Annotated in this window: 17 protein-coding genes, 1 tRNA gene and 1 pseudogene; 14 read left to right on the forward strand and 5 right to left on the reverse strand. The window is 72.7% G+C overall.

Annotation, left to right across the window (positions count from 1 at the left end):
- Nucleotides 1-75 precede the first annotated feature (75 nt).
- Nucleotides 76-669 (reverse strand): 5-formyltetrahydrofolate cyclo-ligase, encoded by a 594-nt coding sequence (locus CP984_RS23895; protein WP_003979603.1) that lies wholly within the window; start codon nucleotides 667-669, stop codon nucleotides 76-78.
- An 80-nt stretch (nucleotides 670-749) separates the two neighbouring features.
- Here CP984_RS23895 and galU point away from each other — a divergent pair, with 80 nt between their 5' ends.
- From galU to CP984_RS23935, 8 genes and pseudogenes are all read left to right on the forward strand, one after another.
- On the forward strand, nucleotides 750-1,652 hold the full coding sequence (gene galU / locus CP984_RS23900; RefSeq protein ID WP_003979604.1) for a UTP--glucose-1-phosphate uridylyltransferase GalU: 903 nt from the start codon (nucleotides 750-752) through the stop codon (nucleotides 1,650-1,652).
- Nucleotides 1,653-1,656: 4 nt separating this feature from the next.
- Nucleotides 1,657-2,973: a molybdotransferase-like divisome protein Glp gene (gene glp / locus CP984_RS23905; RefSeq protein WP_003979605.1), complete on the forward strand. Its 1,317-nt coding sequence runs from the start codon at nucleotides 1,657-1,659 to the stop codon at nucleotides 2,971-2,973.
- A gap of 122 nt (nucleotides 2,974-3,095) precedes the next feature.
- Nucleotides 3,096-3,578, forward strand: coding sequence for a cyclic pyranopterin monophosphate synthase MoaC (gene moaC, locus CP984_RS23910; RefSeq protein WP_003979606.1), 483 nt, complete (start codon nucleotides 3,096-3,098; stop codon nucleotides 3,576-3,578).
- A gap of 320 nt (nucleotides 3,579-3,898) precedes the next feature.
- Nucleotides 3,899-4,453: pseudogene (locus tag CP984_RS23915) on the forward strand (MogA/MoaB family molybdenum cofactor biosynthesis protein); the annotation flags it as partial.
- The gene (locus CP984_RS23920; protein ID WP_030185841.1) at nucleotides 4,450-5,073 is read left to right on the forward strand and encodes a GNAT family N-acetyltransferase; all 624 of its coding nucleotides are present in this window, start codon (nucleotides 4,450-4,452) and stop codon (nucleotides 5,071-5,073) included. The pseudogene CP984_RS23915 and the gene CP984_RS23920, both read left to right, overlap by 4 nt.
- 151 nt (nucleotides 5,074-5,224) lie before the next feature.
- Nucleotides 5,225-6,430, forward strand: a complete 1,206-nt coding sequence (sepX, locus tag CP984_RS23925; RefSeq protein ID WP_003979609.1) for a divisome protein SepX/GlpR — start codon at nucleotides 5,225-5,227, stop codon at nucleotides 6,428-6,430.
- A gap of 75 nt (nucleotides 6,431-6,505) precedes the next feature.
- Nucleotides 6,506-6,578, forward strand: a tRNA-Ala gene (locus CP984_RS23930).
- 242 nt (nucleotides 6,579-6,820) lie between these two features.
- Nucleotides 6,821-7,609 carry a hypothetical protein gene (locus CP984_RS23935; RefSeq protein ID WP_030185844.1) on the forward strand — a complete coding sequence of 263 codons (789 nt, stop codon included), beginning with the start codon at nucleotides 6,821-6,823 and terminating at the stop codon, nucleotides 7,607-7,609.
- A 128-nt stretch (nucleotides 7,610-7,737) separates the two neighbouring features.
- Here the strand turns inward: CP984_RS23935 and CP984_RS23940 are convergent, their stop codons facing one another.
- A complete protein-coding gene (locus tag CP984_RS23940; protein WP_003979610.1) occupies nucleotides 7,738-8,271 on the reverse strand; it encodes a M23 family metallopeptidase in 534 nt (177 codons plus the stop codon).
- A gap of 117 nt (nucleotides 8,272-8,388) precedes the next feature.
- Nucleotides 8,389-9,477, reverse strand: coding sequence for a LacI family DNA-binding transcriptional regulator (locus tag CP984_RS23945; RefSeq protein WP_033024540.1), 1,089 nt, complete (start codon nucleotides 9,475-9,477; stop codon nucleotides 8,389-8,391).
- Between the two features lie 809 nt (nucleotides 9,478-10,286).
- Between CP984_RS23945 and CP984_RS23950 the strand changes: the two genes are divergently transcribed.
- The 6 genes from CP984_RS23950 (at nucleotide 10,287) to CP984_RS23975 (ending at nucleotide 18,921) form a co-directional block, all read left to right on the forward strand.
- Nucleotides 10,287-11,576 carry an ABC transporter substrate-binding protein gene (locus CP984_RS23950; protein ID WP_003979611.1) on the forward strand — a complete coding sequence of 430 codons (1,290 nt, stop codon included), beginning with the start codon at nucleotides 10,287-10,289 and terminating at the stop codon, nucleotides 11,574-11,576.
- Between the two features lie 270 nt (nucleotides 11,577-11,846).
- A complete protein-coding gene (locus CP984_RS23955; RefSeq protein WP_078575457.1) occupies nucleotides 11,847-12,878 on the forward strand; it encodes a carbohydrate ABC transporter permease in 1,032 nt (343 codons plus the stop codon).
- Nucleotides 12,875-13,810 (forward strand): carbohydrate ABC transporter permease, encoded by a 936-nt coding sequence (locus tag CP984_RS23960; RefSeq protein ID WP_003979613.1) that lies wholly within the window; start codon nucleotides 12,875-12,877, stop codon nucleotides 13,808-13,810. The genes CP984_RS23955 and CP984_RS23960 overlap by 4 nt, the downstream gene beginning before the upstream one ends.
- A 119-nt stretch (nucleotides 13,811-13,929) precedes the next feature.
- Nucleotides 13,930-15,162: a glycoside hydrolase 5 family protein gene (locus CP984_RS23965; protein ID WP_003979614.1), complete on the forward strand. Its 1,233-nt coding sequence runs from the start codon at nucleotides 13,930-13,932 to the stop codon at nucleotides 15,160-15,162.
- A gap of 172 nt (nucleotides 15,163-15,334) precedes the next feature.
- Nucleotides 15,335-15,766 (forward strand): hypothetical protein, encoded by a 432-nt coding sequence (locus tag CP984_RS23970; protein WP_003979615.1) that lies wholly within the window; start codon nucleotides 15,335-15,337, stop codon nucleotides 15,764-15,766.
- Nucleotides 15,767-15,855: 89 nt separating this feature from the next.
- Complete coding sequence (locus CP984_RS23975) at nucleotides 15,856-18,921, forward strand: alpha-mannosidase (protein ID WP_003979616.1); 3,066 nt, start codon at nucleotides 15,856-15,858, stop codon at nucleotides 18,919-18,921.
- 44 nt (nucleotides 18,922-18,965) lie between these two features.
- On the opposite strand, the gene CP984_RS23980 is transcribed toward CP984_RS23975, so the two are convergent.
- Nucleotides 18,966-20,213 carry a glycosyltransferase gene (locus CP984_RS23980; RefSeq protein ID WP_003979617.1) on the reverse strand — a complete coding sequence of 416 codons (1,248 nt, stop codon included), beginning with the start codon at nucleotides 20,211-20,213 and terminating at the stop codon, nucleotides 18,966-18,968.
- Nucleotides 20,210-21,055, reverse strand: a complete 846-nt coding sequence (locus CP984_RS23985) for a MerR family transcriptional regulator (protein WP_003979618.1) — start codon at nucleotides 21,053-21,055, stop codon at nucleotides 20,210-20,212. The genes CP984_RS23980 and CP984_RS23985 overlap by 4 nt, the downstream gene beginning before the upstream one ends.
- Nucleotides 21,056-21,210 lie beyond the last annotated feature (155 nt).

The raw sequence follows: 21,210 nt of genomic DNA on the forward strand, positions 1-21,210 counted from the left end.
TTTTTACGGGGGAGGTGCGCGTACGGGGGAGATGCGCGCCGGGTACGTACGTTCCTGTACCGGCCGTACCGCCCCCTAGGTGGCGAACCGGTGCACACCCCCCGGCGTCACCGCCGCATCCACCGGCCGGTCGTGCTCCTCCACCGGTACCTCCGGCAGCACCTCCGTGTCGTACAACAGAACCACCCGTGCGGGCTGTACCCGCGCCTTCTCCAGGCGCTCCAGTACCCGGTCGTACGAACCGCCGCCACGCCCCAGCCGCAGCCCGCGCCGGTCCACCGCCAGCCCCGGCAGCAGCACCGCGTCGGCCTCGGTGACGCCCTGCGGGCCCAGCCGGGGCCCCGCGGGCTCCAGCAGCCCGCGTCCGGCGCGTACGAGGCCGTCGGCGCCCTCGTACGGGGCCCAGTCCAGGTCGTTGTCCGGCATCAGTACGGGCAGCAGCACCCGCGTCCCGGCGGCGCGCAGCTGGTCCAACAGGGTGCGCGTGGACGGCTCGCGCCCCACCGACACGTACGCGGCGACCGTCCGCGCCCGCGCCAACTCCGGCAGCGCCAGCGCGCGGCGCGCCAGCACCGCCCCCGTCGCCCGGACTTCATCCGGCGGCAACTGCGCCCTCACGTCCAGGAGGGCGCGCCGCAACCCGTACTTCGTACCGTCGTAACCGCCCATGATGCGCCGCCGCTCCCGCTCCTGTGACCCGTTCTCAGGACCCCATCTTCCGGCGCAAAGCGCCGGTTATCGTGATCCGCATGACTCCATCGCGTACTCGGATCACCAAGGCTGTCATTCCGGCAGCCGGTCTCGGGACCCGCTTCCTCCCGGCGACCAAGGCCACGCCCAAGGAGATGCTGCCGGTCGTCGACAAACCCGCCATCCAGTACGTCGTGGAGGAGGCCGCCACCGCCGGGCTCAGCGATGTCCTGATGGTCACCGGACGCAACAAGCGTCCCCTTGAGGACCACTTCGACCGCAACTACGAGCTCGAAGAGGCGCTGGACCGCAAGGGCGACGAGTCCCGGCTCGCCCGCGTCCAGGAGTCCAGCGACCTGGCGACCATGCACTACGTCCGCCAGGGCGACCCCAAGGGCCTGGGCCACGCCGTGCTGTGCGCCGCCCCGCACGTCGGCGACCAGCCCTTCGCGGTGCTGCTCGGCGACGACCTGATCGACCCGCGCGACCCGCTGCTCCAGCGCATGATCGAGGTGCGGGAGCGGCACGGCGGCTCCGTCATCGCCCTCATGGAGGTCGACCCCGCGCAGATCCACCTCTACGGATGCGCGGCCGCCGCCCCCGACGGCGACGACGACGTGGTGCTCGTCTCCGACCTGGTCGAGAAGCCCGATCCGGCCGACGCGCCCAGCAATCTCGCCATCATCGGCCGGTACGTCCTCGACCCGGCCGTCTTCGAGGTGCTGCGCACCACCAAGCCGGGCCGCGGCGGCGAGATCCAGCTGACCGACGCCCTCCAGGCGCTCGCCGCCGATCCGGAGCTGGGCGGTCCCGTGCACGGCGTGGTCTTCAAGGGGCGCCGCTATGACACCGGCGACCGTGGCGACTACCTCCGTGCCATTGTCAGACTGGCATGCGAACGTGAGGACCTGGGCCCGGAGTTCCGGGACTGGCTGCGCAGCTTCGTCAGCGAGGAGATGTGACACCGTGAGCGCCACCACCGGCCGGACCACCCACCAGGAACGCGTCTGGTCGGTGGCCGACCACCTCGACGACGTACTCTCCAAGATCCACCCGCTGGAGCCGATCGACCTGCATCTGCTCGACGCGCAGGGCTGCGTCCTGGTGGAGGACGTGACCGTCCCCGCCGCCCTGCCGCCGTTCGACAACAGCTCCATGGACGGATACGCGGTCCGCGTCTCCGACGTCGCGGGCGCCACCGCCGACTTCCCCGCCGCGCTGACCGTGATCGGCGACGTGGCGGCGGGCAGCGCCGAACTCCCCGCCGTCGGCCCCGGCGAGGCCGCCCGCATCATGACCGGCGCGCCGCTGCCGCCCGGCGCCGAGGCCGTCGTCCCCGTGGAGTGGACCGACGGCGGTACGGGCCGCGGCCCCGCCGAGGCGATGAGCGCGCACAGCGCCGCGCCGGAGGCCGCCGGCGGCGAGGTCCTGGTCCACCGCCCGGTCACCGAGCGCCAGCACGTCCGCGCCCGGGGCAGCGACGTCGCGGCCGGCGAACTGGCCCTGTCGGCCGGCACCCTCCTCGGCCCCGCCCAGATCGGCCTGTTGGCAGCCATCGGTCGCGCCACCGTCCGGGTCCGGCCGCGCCCGCGGGTCGTGGTCCTGTCCACCGGCAGCGAACTGGTGCAGCCCGGGGAGGCCCTGGCGCCCGGCCAGATCCACGACTCCAACAGCTTCCAGCTCACCGCCGCGGCGCGCGCCGCGGGCGCCATCGCCTACCGGGTCGGCGCGGTCGCCGACGACGCCGAGACGCTGCGCGCCACCCTGGAGGACCAGCTCATCCGCGCCGACATCCTGGTCACCAGCGGCGGCGTGAGCGTCGGCGCGTACGACGTGGTCAAGGAGACCCTCGCCGACCTCTCCGCCGAGGAGGGCGTGGTCGAGTTCCGCAAGCTGGCCATGCAGCCCGGCAAGCCGCAGGGCTTCGGCCTCATCGGCCCCGACCGCACCCCGCTGCTGGCCCTGCCCGGCAACCCGGTCAGCTCGTACGTCTCCTTCGAACTGTTCGTACGCCCCGCCATCCGTACGCTCATGGGCCTGCCCGACGTGCACCGCCACACCTCCCTGGCCACGTGCGGCGCCGCCATCGCCGACTCCCCGAAGGGCAGGCGGCAGTTCCTCCGCGGCCGCCACGACGCGGACACCGGCACCGTCACGCCCGTCGGCGGCTCCGGCTCCCATCTGATCAAGGCGCTGGCCCAGGCCAACGCGCTGATCGTGATCCCGGAGGAGACGACGGAGGTCGCGGCGGGGGCGGAGGTGGAGGTGGTGTTGCTGGGGTGAGGGGCCGGGGAGCAGACGGGCGAGGAGACGGGTGCGCCCTCCTCGCCGGGTAGCCGGGTGACGCCCGACGCCTGCGGGTACGGTGTCGTCGCACAGGCGGCACGGTCCGGACCGGGAGAACGATGAGCAGCGGCCAGCAAGATCTCACCCACCTCGACGCGTCGGGCGCGGCCCGCATGGTCGACGTGTCCGGGAAGGACGTCACCGCGCGCACGGCCCGCGCCAGCGGCCGTGTGCTGGTCGCGCCGCGCGTGATCGAGCTGCTGCGCGGCGAGGGCGTCCCGAAGGGCGACGCGCTCGCCACCGCCCGTATCGCGGGCATCATGGGCGCCAAGCGCACCCCCGACCTGATCCCGCTGTGCCACCCGCTGGCGGTCTCCGGCGTCGAGGTCGACCTGCACGTGGCCGACGACGCGGTGGAGATCACGGCCACCGTCCGCACCACGGACCGCACGGGCGTCGAGATGGAGGCCCTGACCGCCGTCTCGGTCGCCGCCCTCACCGTGATCGACATGGTCAAGGCCGTCGACAAGGGCGCCGTCGTCACCGACGTACGCGTCGAGGAGAAGACGGGCGGCAAGTCGGGCAGCTGGAGCCGGTCGTGACCGCCGGGGACCGGGAGCCGGAGCAGGACGTACGGGACACCACCGCCAACCCGGGGCCGGACGCGGCGGGCGACGGCGCGCGGCGGACGACGGCGAACCCGGGGCCGGGGACGGCCTCCGACGCACCCGCAGCGGCGGGGCAGGGCGGGCCCTCGGACGCGGCGACCAATCCGGGGCCGGGGGCCGCGGGGAAGGCGGCTGCATCCGAGCGCGCGGACCGGGACGTTCGGAAGCCGGCCAATCCGGGCCCGGGCGCCACTGAGGGCGCCGCTGCCCACGCCCCCGCGCCCGCGGCCCGGGACGCAGACGTAACGGTTTCCCCCGCCCACCCACCCCGCGCCCTCGTCATCACCGCGTCCAACCGGGCGGCCGCCGGTGTGTACGCGGACAAGGGCGGGCCGGTGCTCGCCGAGGGGCTGACCGCGCTGGGCTTCGCGGTCGACGGGCCGCAGGTGGTGCCGGACGGCGACCCCGTGGAGGCCGCCCTGCGCGCCGCCGTCACCGCCGCGTACGACGTGGTCCTGACCACCGGCGGTACGGGCATCTCGCCCACCGACCGCACCCCCGACGTCACCCGCCGAGTGATCGACCACGAAGTCCCCGGCATCCCCGAGGCCATCCGGGCCGCGGGCCGCGCGAAGGTGCCGACCGCCGCGCTCTCCCGCGGCCTGGCCGGTGTCGCCGGCCGTACGTTGATCGTCAACCTGCCCGGCTCCACCGGCGGCGTACGCGACGGCCTCGCCGTACTCGCCGACCTCCTCCCGCACGCGGTGGACCAGCTGCGCGGCGGCGACCACCCGCGCCCGGACACCGGCGCGACAGCGCAAAAGGCCCCGCATACGGGGCGGCCGGGACCGACCGGGAGCGCACACTGAACGCCCCCTGGCCGGTCGTACTGGCGGACGGCGACACCGCCCTCCGCCCGATAAAGCTGCGCGACCAGCGGGCCTGGCGCGAGGTCAACCGCCGTAACCGCGACTGGCTGCGCCCCTGGGAAGCGACCATCCCGCCGCCCCCGCCCGGCATCCCCTCGCCGCACCGGCCCACGTACCGTCAGATGGTCCGCCACCTGCGCGCCGAGGCGCACGCGGGCCGGATGCTGCCGTTCGTCGTGGAGCACCGGGGCCGGCTGGCCGGACAGCTGACGGTGGCCGGGATCACCTGGGGTTCGATGTGTTCCGGACACGTCGGCTATTGGGTCGACGAGGCGGTGGCCGGCCGGGGCGTCATACCGACCGCGGTCGCGCTCGCCGTCGACCACTGCTTCCGGACGGTGGGCCTGCACCGCATCGAGGTCTGCATTCGCCCGGAGAACCTGCCCAGCCGCCGGGTCGTGGAGAAACTCGGCTTTCGCGAAGAGGGACTGCGCCCGCGCTATCTGCACATCGACGGCGCCTGGCGCGATCACCTCGTATTCGCGCTGACCGCGGAGGAGGTGCCCGAGGGGCTGCTCAACCGCTGGCACCGGGAGAAGCCCAGTACACCCCACAAATAAAATAAGTGTTCGAATTATTTCACCAATTGCTCACAACCGCATACGGCTGATCTCAACAATCACAAAAAAAGTTCGAGATATCAGCCAGATCGTGCGACACACCGGCTCAATTGGCGGATGGCCCCACGCAAACCCCTCTACCGTGTGAGGCGTGAGCAGCAGCGGCCTCATCTACGCAGTCATCGTCGGGGCCTGGGCCGCCTACCTGGTGCCGATGTGGCTCCGTAGGCAGGACGAGCTCAATGAAGCCCGGCCGACGGAACGCTTCAGTACCGCCATCCGGCTCCTGTCCGGGCGTGCGGCCATGGAACGCCGTTACGCCAAGGGGCTGGCGGCACAGGGCGGCCGCACCGACGATGCGAGCGACGCGCGGGAGCCGGACGCGGCGGCCGGGACGGCCGACGTCCGGGACTTCGACGCGCCCGCGGACGAAGCGCCGCCCGCCGCCCAGCGCCAGCACGTGGCTGCCTCCGAGGGCGCGCCGTCCGGTTCGGGGGCCGCGGTTGCCGCCTCGTCGTCCGGTGGCGGGGCGTCGTCCCCGTCCGGTCCGTCCGGTGGCGTGCTGCCCGGTGCCGGGTCCCCGGCCCCGTCCGGCGCCGTGCCGCGCTCCCGCAAGAAGCCCGGCTCCCGCCTGCCCTCCACCGCCGAGCGCATGAAGCGCGCCAAGGTCCTGGCCCGCCGCCGGCGCACCATCACGGTGCTCTTCCTCACGTTCACCGTCGGCGCGATCGTCGCCGCCGTCGGCGGCCTCGCCTTCCTCTGGGCACCGGCCATCCCGGCCATACTCCTCAGTGCGTACATCGTCTACCTCCGCGCCCAGGAACGCCGCCGCTTCACCTTCACCATGGACCAGCGCCAGGCGGAGGCGGCGGCCCAGAGGTTGCGGGAGGGCAGGCCACGCCCTCCGCAGGCGTCCCAGCAGCCCGTCGCCGACGAACCCCCCGCTGAGGACGCCGCCGCCCCGCTCCCCGACCCGTCGCACTCCGCCGCCCCCGCCGCCCGTCCCGAGCCGGCGTCCACGGCCGGCCGGCGCGCCCTGGTGGAGGAGACCGACCACGCCGAGTGGGTCGACCAGCAGCGCGAACGCGACCGCACCGAGCCCGGCGGCTGGGACCCGGTCCCGGTCCCCCTCCCGACGTACGTCACGGCCCCGGTGGCCCCCCGCGCCACCAGCCACGTCGACCTGGACGCCGACGACGCCTGGAGCTCCGCCCGGTCCGGCCCCGCCACCGAGTCCCGCCGCCGGACACCGGCCGCCGACCCGCGCCCCCACCCGACGACGTCCCGCCGCCGCGGCCGCACCCCCCTGTTCGACCAGTACGCCGACGACGACCGCCCCCGCGCGGCAAACGAGTGACCCCCCGCACCTGACCAGCAGCAGAAGCGATTTTTGAGCACCCCGACAGGGATGCTAGAGTTTCACTCGTCGCAAGGGCCTGTGGCGCAGCTGGTAGCGCACCTCGTTCGCAACGAGGGGGTCAGGGGTTCGAATCCCCTCAGGTCCACAGACATCGAAGCCCCCACCGGAGAGATCCGGTGGGGGCTTTTTCGTGTCGCGCCTCGGTGAAGTAGGGCGGGTGCGCGGGTCCTCCCAGCTCAACCGCCTGATCGGTGATGTGGGAACGGGGTTGTCCACAGGGCGAGTTGAGTGTCGGTGCTGGGCCCTAAAGTTGGTTTTCGCGGGGCCGGTGGGCTTCGTCATGGGTACGTGATCGGGTATCCGATGGCGGTGGCAACGGGAGGGCACATGGCCAAGGAACGGGCGTTCGGACCGCATCAGCTGGCGGAGTGGCTGGGGATCGAGCCGCGGCACCTACGGCGGGCGGAGACCAGGGGGCTGATTCCGCCCCCGGACGTGGGGGACGAGCGGTGGTCGGAGGGGGTGGCCAAGACGCTGCCGGACCGCGTCGAGGAGATCCTGTCCGTGGTGGGGGACGAGAACTACGCGATGGCTCAGGACGCCGGGAAGGCCGGCCGCCGCAAGGCGGTCACGGGGGACGCGTACGGGCCGCATCAGCTGGCGAGTGAGCTGGGGCTCCACCGGTGGCAGGTCGGGCGGGCCGAGCAGCGGGGGCTGATCCCGGCGCCGGACGTGGACGGCAAGCGCTGGTCGCGGGAGGTGGTCGACGGCCTGCGGGGTGAGGCGGAGCGGATCAGGGAGACGCTCGGTGATCACCCCGGGCTGGGCTCGATCGACGCGGCGAAGCGGCTGGCGGAGCGTATGGAGCTGGAGGTCGAGCGGGAGGACGTACGCGTGCTGGCCGAGGAGGGGATACTCCGGCCGGTGGGGGAGTTCCGGGGGTACCCCATGTTCAGCCTGGAGAGCCTGGACGGGCTCGACCGGGAGCGGGTCGCGGCCGTGGTGGGTGAGCGGCAGCGGTGGATCGAACGGAGCGTCACGGCCAAGGAGGCCGCGGTGCTGCTGGGGTGGCCGGCCGGCAAGTTCGAGGTGACGGCGGAGCGGAACGGGCTGGTGCCGGGGCGGCTCGGCCGGTACGACCGGGCGGCGGTGGAGGGGTTGCCGGGGAGGGAGTAGGGGCTCTCGCGCGAGGTCGGCGGTGGAGCGGGGCGGGCGGTAGCCCCGGGGCTGGGCCGGTCGGGGGGAGGACGGTAGCCCCGGGGGCGAGCCGGTTAGGGGGACGGCCGCCCTGGGATGCGGGTCGGTCAGCGGGGGTGGGTGCGTTTGGTGATGCGGATGCCTCGGTTGGACAGGTAGGAGAGGGGGTTGATGTCGGAGCCGTAGTGGCGGGTTCTGCGGACCTCGAAGTGGAGGTGGGGGCCGGTGGTGCGCCCGGTGGCGCCGCTGTAGCCGATACGGGTGCCGGCGCGGACGTGCTGGCCGACGCGGGCCGTGATGCGGGAGAGGTGCCCGAACAGGGTGTAGTAGCCGTCGGTCATGTGGATGGTGACGGCGAGGCCGTAGTCGCCCGACCGCTTGGCCAGGATGACGGTGCCGGAGCCGACGGAGGAGACGGGGGTGCCGGTGCGGACGGCGAAGTCGACCCCGGTGTGGTGGCCGGCGGCCCAGTCGCCCTTGACGCCGTAGGGCGAGCTGATGCGGGCATGGGCGGCGATCGGGCGGGTCCACGGGCCCGCGGCCACGGCCGGGACCGCCTCGGTCGCGGCCAGGCCGAGGACGGTACCGATGGCTGTCGGCACCACGCCGTGCAGCAGGAGTCGTCTGCGGAGCCAGTTCATAGTTGTGAGGACACGCCCTACGCCGGGCGGACGCATCCGGAAACGCCCGGTGGGCGCCCGAACGGCCGAGAGGTTCCCCGTACGGAGTGGTAACCGAGTGTGTTGGGTGACGCGGTCTCAGGGAGCGGGGGCGGTGCTTTCGCGGAGTTCGAGATGGGGGAGTTCGGCCTGGAGGCGGCGGGTGGGGGCGCCGTCGAGGAGGGAGAGCAGTTCCTGGGCGGCCAGGCGGCCGAAGCCGGCGGTGTCGCGTACGAGGGAGGTCAGACGTGGGTGGGTGACCCGGCACAGGGGTGAGTCGTCCCAGGCCACGATGGACAGGGCGGCGGGTACGGGAACGCCGCGTCCGGCGGCCACGGCGGCGCCTGCCACGGCCATCACATCGTTGTCGTAGACGATCGCGGTGGGCGGGCGGGGAGCGGCGAGCAGGCGGCGGGTGGCCTCGGCGCCCTGCTCGTCGGAGTAGTCCGTGGACACGGAGCGGACCTCGGCGGCGTCCAGGCCGAGACGGGCGGCCTCGGCGCGCAGGGCGGCCACCCGGCGCTCGGTGTGCGCGAGGCCGGGCAGCCCGGCGATGTGGACGATGCGGCGGTGACCCAGTTCGTACAGGTGATCGATGATCGACCGCATCGCGGCCGCGTCGTCGGCCCAGATGGTGGAGAGGGGGGAGGGGGGCGGGGGCGGGGGGGCCGGAGGAGAGGGAGAAGCGGCGGGGGAGAGGGGAGCGGAGGGGCTGGTGGGGCCTGGGGCCGACGGTGTGCTGGTGTCGCCTATGACGACGGTGGGCAGGGCCAGGGAGGCCAGGAGGGCGGGGCGGGGGTCTTCGGCTCGGGGATCGACGACGAGGACGCCGTCCACGCGGCGTTCGGCCCACCAGCGGCGGTAGATCGCGCACTCGGCGTCCAGGTCCTCGACGACCTGGAACAGGAGGGCGACGCGCTGGGCGGCCAGGGCTTCCTGGATGCCGGAGACCAGTTGGAGGAAGAAGGACTCGACGCCGAGGGTGTGGGCGGGACGGGCGAGGACCAGGCCGACGCAGCCGGAGCGTTCGCCGGACAGGGCGCGGGCGGCGCTGTTCGGCTGCCAGCCCAGTTCTTCGGCGACCTCGCGGATCCGGGCGCGGGTGTCGGGGGAGACGCCGTCACGGTCGTTGAGGGCGAAGGAGACGGCCGAGGGGGAGACGCCGGCGCGCTCGGCGATGTCCTTCATGGTCGGACGGCGGCGTGGGGGAGTGGTGGGGTGGCGGGGGCTGCTGGGGCGGGGGCCGTCGGCGTTCGCGGCTGGAGAGCCGGTGCCGGTGCCAGTGCCGGTGGTCATGTCGCGCGTCAGCTCCTCCGGTTGGCCTGGGCAGCCCGGGGGTTGGTTGATTCATCGGTCGGTCGCCGTGGGGGGCAGTGGCGGGGGCGTGCGCTAAAGCGCATTAGTCCGTACTGCTAATGCGCTTTAGCGCGTTCAGGATCACGGGGGGTCGGTGAGAAGTCAATCGCTGTGCGGAAGATGCGGTGAGAGCCGAAGTCGCGGTCTTTGTTATGGAATTGAGACGGCGGGTTCCGGTGGGCTTGGCTTTAGCGCATTAGTGCAGGTGGGGGATGGTGGTCGGGTGGGGGCGGTAAGGGGGGCGGGTTGCGTAGGGCCGCTGGGAAGTGGGGTGGTGCAGGGCGGAGTTGGGGGTTGTGCATTGACGGGAGCACAGGTGGGCGACAACGTTGGCATCGCCATCCGGCGGCGCGGCCGGTCGTGTGCCGGACCGTGCGTGGTTCTTCGCTGTCCTCTTCACCGTCTTCTTTGCTGTTTCCTCGCGGTTTTCCTCCGTGGAAGCGCTCTTCGTCGCGGAGGTGCTTCCCGGGCAGAAGCGTTTCCCCGACGCAGGAGTGACCATGACGCGCAGACACTTGGACCCAGACCCCCTATGTTCCGGTCGTGATACCCGTGACACCCGTGACGCCCTCGTCCCCCGAGACGCCCGCAGCAACCGCACCCCTCTCCCTGTCCTGGCCGCCGCGCTGACCGTCGCCTTGATGTCCGTCACGGCCGCCTGCGGCGTCGGCGGTGCCGAGGGGTCGGCCGCGGAGGGGCAGCCGAAGCGGACCGGCAAGGTGTCCGGCCAGATCACCTTCCGTACGTTGCAGCTCAAGCCGAACTTCACCGCGTATGTGCAGGGTGTCATCGACGCGTTCGAGAAGAAGTACCCGGACGTGAAGGTGACCTGGGAGGACGTGCCGGGCGACGGCTACAACGAGAAGCTCGTCGCGGACGCGCAGGCCGGCGGGCTGCCGGACGTGGTCAACCTGAACACCGACTCGTTCCAGCTGCTCGGCGACCGGGGCATGCTCGCGGACGTCGCCGAGCTGGACCCGAAGGTCGCCAAGGAGTACGTGCCCGGCGCCTGGGACCAGTACAAGCTGCCGGGCAAGAGGGACGGGGTGTACGCGTACCCCTGGTACGTGACGCCCGAGATCCTCACGTACAACAAGGAACTCTTCGCCGACGCCGGGCTGGACGTGAACAAGCCGCCGACGAGCGTCGAGCAGTTCTTCGACTACGCGGAGCGGATCGCGGGCGCCTCGGGCGGCCGGTACACGGCGTTCATGGCGGACCCGAAGGGGCGGCTGCCCGGGGACTGGCAGAAGATGGGCGTGCCGATCCTGAACAAGGAGAAGAACGCGTTCGTCTTCGACACGCCGAAGGCCGTCGAGTGGGTGCAGCGGATGAAGAAGCTGTACGCGATGGGGGCGATGCCGAAGGAGTCGCTGACCAAGGCCGACGATCTCGCGCAGCTCTACGGGGCCGGGAAGCTGGTGTTCGGGCCCGGGTCCCCCGGCATCCTCAAGGACGTGAAGCGCAACTCGCCGGCGGCGTACGGGAAGACGCAGGTCGCCAAGGCCGTGACGGGGAAGCTCGGGCACATCGGGATCTACACGCAGTCGCTGGGCGTACGCAAGGACACCAAGCATCCGGACGCGGCGGCGGAGTTCGCGAAGTGGGTGACCAACGGGCCCAACCAGGTCGCGTTCTCCAAGCAGGTGACGATCTACCCGTCGAACGCGAAGGGGCTGGCCGACCCGTACTTCGCGGACCAGGGCGACGGCAAGGACCCCGAGACGATGGCGCGCACCGTCGGCGCCGAGGAGCTGAAGTCCGCGCAGCTGGACGCCAATACGCCCGTGGAGTGGACCACGCAGGTCGGTGACGCGGTGGTGCGGGAGATGCAGAAGGGGATCAGGGGGGAAGAGGACGCGACGGCCGCGGTCAAGAACGCGCAGGAAGCGGCCAACAAGATCCTCGCGCAGCAGAAGAAGCGACAGTGATGGGCGATGGCGCGAACCGGGAGTTCGGGGGTGGCGCGTCGCGAGGGGCCGGATGCGGCGTGTGCCGGGGGTACGGGCGCGGCTCGCTCCGTGAGTACGGAGGCAGCCCGCATCGGGGGTACGGGCGCGGCCCGCTCCGTGAGTACGGGCGCGGCCTGCTCCGAGAGTACGGGGGCATCTCGCTCCGACGGCACGGACGTGGCCCCCTCCGAGAGTACGGACGTCACCCGCACTGGGGCCCCGCACACGGCACGCACCGAGGGCCCGGACATGGATGACACCGTGCGACGCCGCGAAGAGGCACCGATAGCCGCGCCACATGTACCGGAACCCGCCCCCTCACCGGTACCCGCCCCTTCACCGGCCCCCGCCGCACTCACCGCCCCCGCCCCCCGCCGCGCCAAATCCCCCGACACGGACCCCGGCCTCCCCCATCGCCGCTGGTGGACCCCGTACCTCTTCCTTCTCCCCGGCCTGGTCATGGTGGTGTTGTTCAGCCTTTGGCCGTTCGTCAACACCGTCATCCTGTCGTTGACCGATGCGCAGATCCTCAAGGGCGGGCGGTTCGTCGGGCTGGAGAACTACGGGCGGGCGCTCGGTGATCCCGACTTCTGGACGGCGACGGTCAACAGCGTCGTGTACCTGGCCGTGGTCGTGCCCTGCCTGGTGCTGTTGCCGCTGGCGCTGGCCGTCCTCGTCCAGCGCAAGATCCCCGGGATCGGCTTCTTCCGCTCCGCCTTCTACACGCCGGTCATCGCCTCGGCGGTCGTGGTCGGGCTGATCTGGCAGTGGGTCCTGCGCAGTGACGGACTGGTCAACACCGTGTTCGAGAAGCTGCACTTGATATCCGGGCCGGTTCCGTTTCTGACCGACTCCACGATGTTGCTGGTCTCCGCCATGATCGTCACGATCTGGAAGGGCCTCGGCTACTACATGGTCTTCTACCTGGCGGCGCTGGGGAACGTGCCGACGTCGCTGTACGAGGCGGCCGCACTCGACGGCGCGGGGGCCGTACGCCGCTTCCTCAGCATCACCATCCCCAGCGTGAAACCGATGATGCTGCTGGTCGGAACGCTGTCGGCGATCTCGGCGCTGCGCGTGTTCACCGAGATCTACATCCTCGGCGGGGAGAGCGGCGGGCCCGGCGGCGGCGCCCGGACGCTGCCGTTCCTGATCCGCCAGGTCGGGCTGGGCTTCGCCGGGGAGACGGGGTACGCGGCGGCCATCTCGATCCTGCTGTTCCTGCTGACGCTGGTGTTCAGCCTGCTGGGGCACCGGTTGTCGAAGGGAGACGAGAGGTGACCGAACTGTCCTCCCCAGGCGTACGGCAGGCCCCGCGCGCCCCGGCCACGGGCCGCAGCCGCGACCACCGCCCCAGCCGCGACCGCCGCCACTTCCGCCCCCACGGTCGCAGCCGCAAAGCAACCCTCGGCCTCACCGGCCGCTACCTCACCCTCTGCCTCATGCTGGTGGTGATGCTGGGCCCCATCGTCTGGCAGTTCCTGACCTCGCTGAAGGGCCGTGGGGAGAACGTCTACGGAGGCGTGCTGCCCAGCCAGCCGACGCTCGACAACTACGTACGCGTCGCCGAATCGTTCCCCCTGGTCCAGTACGTCGGCAACACGCTGATCGTCGCCGCCCTGGCCGTCACCTCGAACTGCGTGTTCGCCGCGATGGGCGGCTACGCGCTGTCCCGGGCCGGGTGGCGCGGGCGGCGGACGGTCTTCACGGTGCTGGTCGCGACGCTGATGTTCCCGTTCGAGTCCGTGATGATCTCGATGTTCCTCACGGTGCGGTCGATGGGTCTGGTGGACACGCTCATCGGGGTGTGGCTGCCCGGCGCCGTCTCCGTGCTCAACCTGATGATCATGCGGGCCGCCTTCCTCGCCGTACCGAAGGAGGTGGAGGAGGCCGCCGTCCTGGACGGGGCCAACGAGTGGCAGCGCTTCACGCGGGTGTTCGTGCCGGCCGCGAAGGGCGCGCTGGCGGTGGTCTGTCTGACCAGCTTCATGGGCGCCTGGGACGACTTCCTGTGGCCGCTGATCGTACTGACCAACAGCGATCACTACACGCTGCAACTCGGTCTGAAATCGCTCGCCGGAGCCACCACGGTCAACGACCAGCGGCTCATCGCGGCGGGGGCGATGGCCGCGCTGATCCCGATGATGGCGCTGTTCTTCGCCCTCCAGCGGTACTTCTTCCGCGGCGTGGGCGAGGGGGCGCTGAAGACGTGAGGGAAGACGTGGGGAACGACGTGAGGGAAAATGTGAAGGGGAGCGATGTGACGACGTCTGCCGGTACGGCCTCCAGCCCGTCGCCCCTCTGGCCCACCGGCCCGGACTCGGTGCCCCGCATGGGCGCCAACTACACGCCCCGTACCGGCTGGTTCCACCACTGGCTCGACTTCGATCTCGACGACGTACGCCGCGACCTGGACGCGCTCGCCACGCTCGGCCTGGACCACGTCCGTGTCTTCGCCCTCTGGCCGGTCTTCCAGCCCAACCGTTCCTTCGTCCGCCCGCGCGCCGTCGAACAGCTCGGGCAGCTGGTGGACGCCGCCGCGCAGTGCGGCCTCGACGTCGCGGTGGACGCGCTCCAAGGCCACCTGTCGAGCTTCGACTTCGTACCGTCCTGGCTGCGCACCTGGCACCGGCGGAACCTGTTCACCGACCCCGACGCGGTCGACGGCGCGGCCCGCTATCTGGAGACGCTCGCCTCGGCACTTGCCGGACGTCCCAACTTCCTGGGTATGACGCTGGGCAACGAGGTCAACCAGTTCTCCGGACCGCCGCACCCGGACCCCGACCCGTGTACGTACGAGGAGGCCGGGCAGTGGCTGACACGGCTGCTGGAGGTCTGCGAGCGGGCCGCGCCGGGGCGGCTGCACACCCACGCCGAGTACGACGCGGTGTGGTTCCAGGACGGCCACCCCTTCACGCCCGCGCAGGCCGCGCGGCTCGGGCGGGCCACCACCATCCACTCCTGGGTCTTCAACGGCACCGCCCAGCGGCACGGGTACGAGGGGACCGCCACGGTACGGCTGGCCGAGTACCTGATCGAGCTGGCCACGGCCTGGGCGGACGATCCGGCGCGGCCGGTCTGGCTCCAGGAGGTGGGCGCCCCCGCCCCGCTCGTCCCGCCCGAGCAAGCCGCCGCGTTCGCCACCGCGACCGTCGGCAACGCCCTGACCTGCGAACGGCTTTCCGGCATCACGTGGTGGTGTTCGCACGACGTGTCACGGGAGCTGGCGGACTTCCCCGAGCTGGAGTACGGGCTGGGCCTGCTCACCTCGGACGGCGAGGTCAAGCCGGCGGGCCGGGCGCTGGCCGAGGCGGCGGCCCGGCTGCGGGCCGAGCCGCCCCGGCCGGTGCGCCGGACGACCGCGCTCGTGCTGGACGCGGGGGAGGAGGCCACGGCCCCGCACCGGTCGGTGTGCGCGCCGGGCGGCCCCTTCTTCGAGGCGTGGGTACGGCTGGCCGACCAGGGCGTACGGGCCGCAGCCGTCCTGGCGGGCCGGGTACGGGACGCCGTGTACCTGGAGAGCCGGGGGATCACGGAGGTGGTCCGGCCCTCGGACGTGAAGTGAGGAACGGAGCGGTACGGGCGCGGAGACGACCGGCGCGCCGAGGCCGGGCACCAGCACCAGCGACACGACCAGGCGGCACGACCAGTCGACAGGCGGAGAGGCGGAAGACGCAGTGGATGCGAGACGTGACGTAGACGTACGACATGACGGTGGACAAGGCACCGCACACGGAATGCCCCGCCGCGGCCTGATGACCGGTGCCGCAGCCGCCGGAGCCGCCGGAGCCGGCCCGGCGCCCCCGCTGACGGCGGCCGACGCCGGAGCGCCCGTACGACCGGTCACGGCCGGCGCATCCGGCGCGACCGTCACGGCCGCCGCACCCGCCGCACCCGCCGCCCCCGCCACGACCGTAACGGCCCCCGGCCCGGCCCAACTCCGCCTCAACGGGAAGCCGCCCGCTGAGCGCACCCCCGTACGCCACTACGAAATCCACCCACCCCTCCCCGACGGCAAGCGCCGCTACCTCGGCGGCACCTGCGAAGCCGCCTTCTTCCTGCCCGCACCGCGGCGTACGCCCGGCGGGCCCGGAACCCGGCTGGACGGGCGCGCGGCCGGCGAACCGCACACCGCGTCGGCATCCGCCGCGTCCGTATTCACCTGGTAGGCCGCCCGCACACCGGGCAGAAACCCCGCAGTACCCCACCCACAGCCACGTCATCCCGTACCCGTCTCGCACCCACCGGAGCCGCCCCCATGCACGACGACCGCAGCATCGTCGAACACCGCCTGCGCCGTGTCCTGACCGACCGCATCGTGCCCGCCGTCCGCAGCCGGTCCGTGCCGCTGACGATCGAGCGCTGGGAGGCGCCGGGCGAACCGGTGCCGCCCGCCGAGGGCCTGGCCGCCGACTACGAGCCGACGAAGGCCGGGGAGGCGTGGGGGCCCGCCTGGGGCACCACCTGGTTCCGGGTGACCGGGCAGATCCCGGCGGACTGGGCCGGGCGCACCGTCGAAGCCGTACTGGACCTCGGCTTCGAGGCGAACATGCCCGGCTTCCAGTGCGAGGGCCTGGTCTACCGCCGGGACGGCGAGGCCGTGAAGGGCCTCAACCCCCGCAACGACTGGGTGCGCGTCGCCGACCCGGCGGCCGGCGGGGAGGAGGTCGAGCTGTACGTGGAGGCGGCCTCCAACCCCGTACTGGCGGATCACCGGCCCACCTACGAGGGCGACCGGCTCACCGCGAGCCACGCGCCCCTGTACCGGGTGCGGCGGATGGACCTCGTCGTCTTCGAGACCGAGGTCTGGGAGCTGGTCCAGGACCTGGAGGTGCTGGGCGGCCTGATGCCGGAGCTGGACGTGGCCGACGCGCGGCGGCACGGCATCCTGCGCGCCGTCGAACGCGCCCTGGACGCGGTGGACCTGAAGGACATCCCCGGCACGGCCGCGCGGGCCCGCGCACAGCTCGCGGACGTGCTCGCGTCCCCGGCGCACGCCTCGGCCCACCGGATCAGCGCGGTCGGCCACGCGCACATCGACTCCGCCTGGCTGTGGCCGCTGCGCGAGACGGTCCGCAAGGTGGCCCGTACGTCCTCGAACATGGTCAACCTGATGGACGCGCACCCCGAGTTCGTCTTCGCCATGTCGCAGGCGCAGCAGCTGGCCTGGATCAAGGAGCACCGGCCCGAGGTGTTCGCCAAGGTGAAGGCGAAGATCGAGGCGGGGCAGTTCGTGCCGGTCGGCGGCATGTGGGTGGAGTCGGACACCAACATGGTCGGCGGCGAGGCGATGGCCCGGCAGTTCCTGTACGGGAAGAAGTTCTTCCTGGACGAGTTCGGCATCGAGACCAAGGAGGTGTGGCTGCCGGACTCCTTCGGCTACACCGCGGCCATGCCGCAGCTGGTCAAGCTGTCCGGCGCCGACTGGTTCCTGACGCAGAAGATCTCCTGGAGCCAGGTCAACCGCTTCCCGCACCACACCTTCTGGTGGGAGGGCATCGACGGCACCCGCGTCTTCACCCACTTCCCGCCGGTCGATACGTACAACTCCGACCTCGGCGGCAAGGAGATGGCGCACGCCGCCCGCAACTACCGGGAAAAGGGCCGCGGTTCGCGGTCGCTGGCGCCCTTCGGGTGGGGTGACGGGGGCGGCGGCGCCACCCGCGAGATGCTGGCCCGCGCCGCCCGGCTGCGCGACCTGGAGGGCTCGCCGCGGGTCGAGATCGAAAAGCCCGAGGCGTTCTTCGAGAAGGCGCACGCGGAGTACCCGGACGCGCCGGTGTGGGCGGGCGAGCTGTACCTGGAGCTGCACCGCGGCACCTACACCTCCCAGGCCAAGACCAAGCAGGGCAACCGGCACAGCGAGTCGCTGCTGCGCGAGGCCGAGCTGTGGGCCGCCACGGCCGCCGTACGGGTACCGGGCTACGCGTACCCGTACGAGGACCTGGAGCGGATCTGGAAGACGGTGCTGCTGCACCAGTTCCACGACATCCTGCCCGGTTCATCGATCGCGTGGGTGCACCGGGAGGCCCGCGAGACGTACGCGCGGGTCCGCGAGGAGCTGACCGCGATCGTGGTCGCGGCGCAGACCGCGCTGGCGGGCCCGGGGGACCAGGAGATCGTCTTCAATGCCGCCCCGCACGCGCGCGGCGGCGTCCCGGCGGGCGGCGCGGAACCCGCGCCCGGCCAGGGTGGCACGCCCGTCGCCGTACGCCCGGTCACCGTCGAGCCGCTGACCGTGGACGGCCGGGCCACCGGCGGCTACCGCCTCGCCAACGACCGGCTGCGCATCGACGTCGACGCACGCGGGCTGGTCGTGTCGGCATATGACATCGAGGCCGAACGGGAGGCCGTGGCACCGGGCGCGGCGGCCAACCTGCTCCAGATCCACCCGGACTTCCCCAACATGTGGGACGCCTGGGACGTGGACGAGTTCTACCGCCACAACGTCACCGACCTGGTGGCCGTCGACGAGCTGACGGTCGCCGAAGCCGGACCGGAAGAAGTACGGATCAAGGTCGCCCGCTCCTTCGGTCACGGCTCCACCGTCGAGCAGACGCTCACGCTGCGGGCGGGCGCCAAGGTGCTGGACATCGACACCGAGGTGGACTGGCGGGAGACCGAGACGTTCCTCAAGGCCGCCTTCCCGCTGGACGTGAAGGCCGACCGGTCCGCGTCCGAGACCCAGTTCGGGCATGTCTTCCGCGCCACCCACACCAACACGTCCTGGGAGGCCGCCAAGTTCGAGATCTGCGCCCACCGCTGGATCCAGGTCGAGGAGCCCGGCTGGGGCGCGGCGCTGGTCAACGACTCCACGTACGGGCACGACGTCACCCGCGACATCCGCCCGGACGGCGGCCAGACCACGACCGTACGGCTGTCCCTGCTCCGCGCGCCCCGCTACCCGGACCCGGAGACCGACCAGGGCCTCCACCGGCTGCGCTGCGCGCTGGCCCCCGGCGCGGACATCGCGGACGCGGTGCGCGAGGGCCACTGGATCAACCTGCCGGAGCGCACGGTGCGGGGCGGCGGCCCGGTCGCGCCGCTGGTCGGCGTGGACAACGACGCGGTGGTGGCCGAGGCCGTGAAGCTGGCCGAGGACCGGAGCGGCGATGTCGTGGTCCGGCTGTACGAGTCGCACGGCGGGCGGGCGTCGGCGACGCTGACGGCCGGGTTCCCGGTGGCGGAAGCGGTCGAGACGGACCTGTTGGAGCGGGCGATGGAGGGTTCGGCGGTCGGCGAGGTGCGGGACGGGCGGGTGGCGTTGACACTGCGGCCTTTCCAGGTCGTGACCGTACGGCTGGTGCGGGGAGCGGCGGGCTGAGACGGGCGAGGGGCGGGCCGTCGGTGCTTTCGGCCCGCCCCTCCTCACGCCGCGCTCTCCACCGCCTTGATCACTTCCCCCGCACCGTCCTCCGCCTCCATGCGCCGCGCGACGGCGGTGGCGGCATCGCGGTACGACGGCTCCCGTACGGCGCGCCCGATGGCCTCGGCCAAGCGTTCCACGGCACCCTCCGCCGCCAGGGCACGGAACGGCACCGCGTCCGTACCGGCGCCCACCGCGGCCAGCCGGGCGGCCCAGAACGGCTGGTCGGCGGTGACCGGGACCGGGACCGCCGGGACCCCGGCCCGCAGCGCTGCGGCCGTCGTGCCCGCGCCCGCGTGGTGCACCACGGCGGCGGTACGCGGGAAGAGCAGGGCGTGCGGGACCTCGCCGACGGTCAGGATGTCGGCGCCGTCCGCCGGGCCGCTCAGCCCCGCCCAGCCGGACTGGATCACGCCGCGGACCCCGGCGCGGCGCAGGGCGCCGACGACGGTCGCGGCGAGCCGTTCGGAGCCTCCGTTGTCCCGGGCGCCCGCCGCCATGCTGCCGAATCCGACGAAGACGGGCGGCGGTCCGGCGGCGAGGAAGTCCTCCAGCTCGGGCGGCAGGGTGGCGTCCGGCGCGGTGTACGGCCACCAGTTGCCGACCAGCTCCAGGCCGGGCCGCCAGTCGGCGGGCCGGGGGACGAGCGCCGGGCTGACGCCGTGCAGTACCGGGCGGCTGTCCGCGTTCCGGCGCCGGCGTACCGCACGCGCCGAGGCGGGAGGCAGCCCGAGCTGCGCGCGCAGGTCCCGTACCCCGTCCGCGTACAGGCGGTCCACGATCCGCAGGGAGAGGCGGCCCGCGGCGCGGTTGCCCCAGCGGCCGAGCGAGCGGGTGCCCGTGACGACGGGCGGGAAGGCGCCGGTGGGGGCGTTCGGCTGGAGGGGGAGGTCCAGCGACGGGATGCCCAGGGCTTCGGCGACATGGCGGCCGAGCGGGGCGGTGGTCGCGGACAGGAGCAGCAGGTCGGTGCCGGGGGCGGCCGCGCCGGCGATGCCAGGACCGAGCTCGCGGACGAAGGCGGCGGCCCGGCGCATCAGCTCCCGCTTTCCGCCGGGGGCTCCGCTGCCTTCTCTCCGGGGATCGGCGGGCAGCGACCGGAACTCCAGCCCGGCGGCCCGTACGAGCTGCGCGTACGAGGCATCGGCGGCGAGGGCGACGGTGTGCCCGGCCTCCCGGAGGCGGGCGCCGAGACCGGTGTACGGGGCGACATCGCCGTACGAACCGGCCGCCGCGATGAGGATCTTCATGACTGCTCCGGGGTGGCGGAGGGACCGGCCTGTGCGGGACCGGTCTGTGCGTGGTCGGTCTGTGCGGGGCCGGCGTTCTGGCGTACCGCGTTGGCGAGCACCGCCGTCCGCAGGTACGCGGCGAGGCCCGGCCGCTGCTGGGACGGCGGGACGACCAGGGCGAAGGCCCGTGCGTCGGCGGCGAAGTCCTCGGCGATGCGGCAGTGCATGTCGGTGGGACACGGCGTGAACCAGCGGGTGATGTGCGACCGGTGCTCCTCGGCCAGGTCCATGGCCGGGTCGCCTTCGGCGGCCTCCCCGGCGTCGAACGCGGCGAGCAGCCGGTGCCGCCACGCGCCGGCCTCGGCCATGATCAGTGCCCAGTCCTCCTTGGTGTGCGCGGCGGCACGTGCCATGGAGCGCCGGTGTCCCTCGCTGTGCTGCCACTTCAGGTGCGCCTCGGTGGCGTAACTGAGGTCGAAGGCGACCTCGCCGAAGACCTCGAAGCGCTCCTCGGGCGTCAACTCCACCCCCGTACGCTGCACCTCCATGGCCCGCTCGGCGACCTCGACCAGCCGCTGCAGCTCGCCGATCTGCTCGGTGAGCAGGCGGTGCCGGGCGCGCAGGTGGTCCAGCGCGTTGGCCTGCGGGTCGCGGAGGATGGCGGCGATCTCGTCGAGGGCGAAGCCGAGCTGCCGGTAGAAGAGGATCTGCTGGAGGCGGGCCAGGTCGGCGTCGCTGTAGAGGCGGTAGCCGGCGGGGCTGCGGGCACTGGGGGAGAGCAGGCCGGTCCTGTCGTAGTGGTGGAGGGTGCGGACCGTGATGCCCGCGAAGCCCGAGACCTGCCCGACCGAGTACGCCATGGAACCGCCTTCTTCCGTGCCACGGCCCGCGGGCCGCCGTACGGCCCGCGCCGTACGGGGCAAGGCTGTGGCCTGACGTGGGGTGAGGGTCAAGCGGGGTCCCGGGGGCGGGCACGCGGGGAGTGCGAGGCGAGGAGCCAGGGACGGGTGGGGCC

Origin of the sequence: Streptomyces rimosus (assembly GCF_008704655.1) — a bacterium.
Classification (GTDB): Bacteria; Actinomycetota; Actinomycetes; order Streptomycetales; family Streptomycetaceae; genus Streptomyces; species Streptomyces rimosus.

Coding starts and splice junctions, on each gene's coding strand:
- CP984_RS23895 (WP_003979603.1), bottom strand. CDS start 669: ATGGGCGGTTACGACGGTACGAAGTACGGGTTGCGGCGCGCCCTCCTG.
- galU (WP_003979604.1), top strand. CDS start 750: ATGACTCCATCGCGTACTCGGATCACCAAGGCTGTCATTCCGGCAGCC.
- moaC (WP_003979606.1), top strand. CDS start 3,096: ATGAGCAGCGGCCAGCAAGATCTCACCCACCTCGACGCGTCGGGCGCG.
- CP984_RS23935 (WP_030185844.1), top strand. CDS start 6,821: ATGGCCAAGGAACGGGCGTTCGGACCGCATCAGCTGGCGGAGTGGCTG.
- CP984_RS23940 (WP_003979610.1), bottom strand. CDS start 8,271: ATGAACTGGCTCCGCAGACGACTCCTGCTGCACGGCGTGGTGCCGACA.
- CP984_RS23945 (WP_033024540.1), bottom strand. CDS start 9,477: ATGAAGGACATCGCCGAGCGCGCCGGCGTCTCCCCCTCGGCCGTCTCC.
- CP984_RS23950 (WP_003979611.1), top strand. CDS start 10,287: ATGTCCGTCACGGCCGCCTGCGGCGTCGGCGGTGCCGAGGGGTCGGCC.
- CP984_RS23955 (WP_078575457.1), top strand. CDS start 11,847: ATGGATGACACCGTGCGACGCCGCGAAGAGGCACCGATAGCCGCGCCA.
- CP984_RS23965 (WP_003979614.1), top strand. CDS start 13,930: ATGGGCGCCAACTACACGCCCCGTACCGGCTGGTTCCACCACTGGCTC.
- CP984_RS23970 (WP_003979615.1), top strand. CDS start 15,335: ATGCCCCGCCGCGGCCTGATGACCGGTGCCGCAGCCGCCGGAGCCGCC.
- CP984_RS23975 (WP_003979616.1), top strand. CDS start 15,856: ATGCACGACGACCGCAGCATCGTCGAACACCGCCTGCGCCGTGTCCTG.
- CP984_RS23980 (WP_003979617.1), bottom strand. CDS start 20,213: ATGAAGATCCTCATCGCGGCGGCCGGTTCGTACGGCGATGTCGCCCCG.
- CP984_RS23985 (WP_003979618.1), bottom strand. CDS start 21,055: ATGGCGTACTCGGTCGGGCAGGTCTCGGGCTTCGCGGGCATCACGGTC.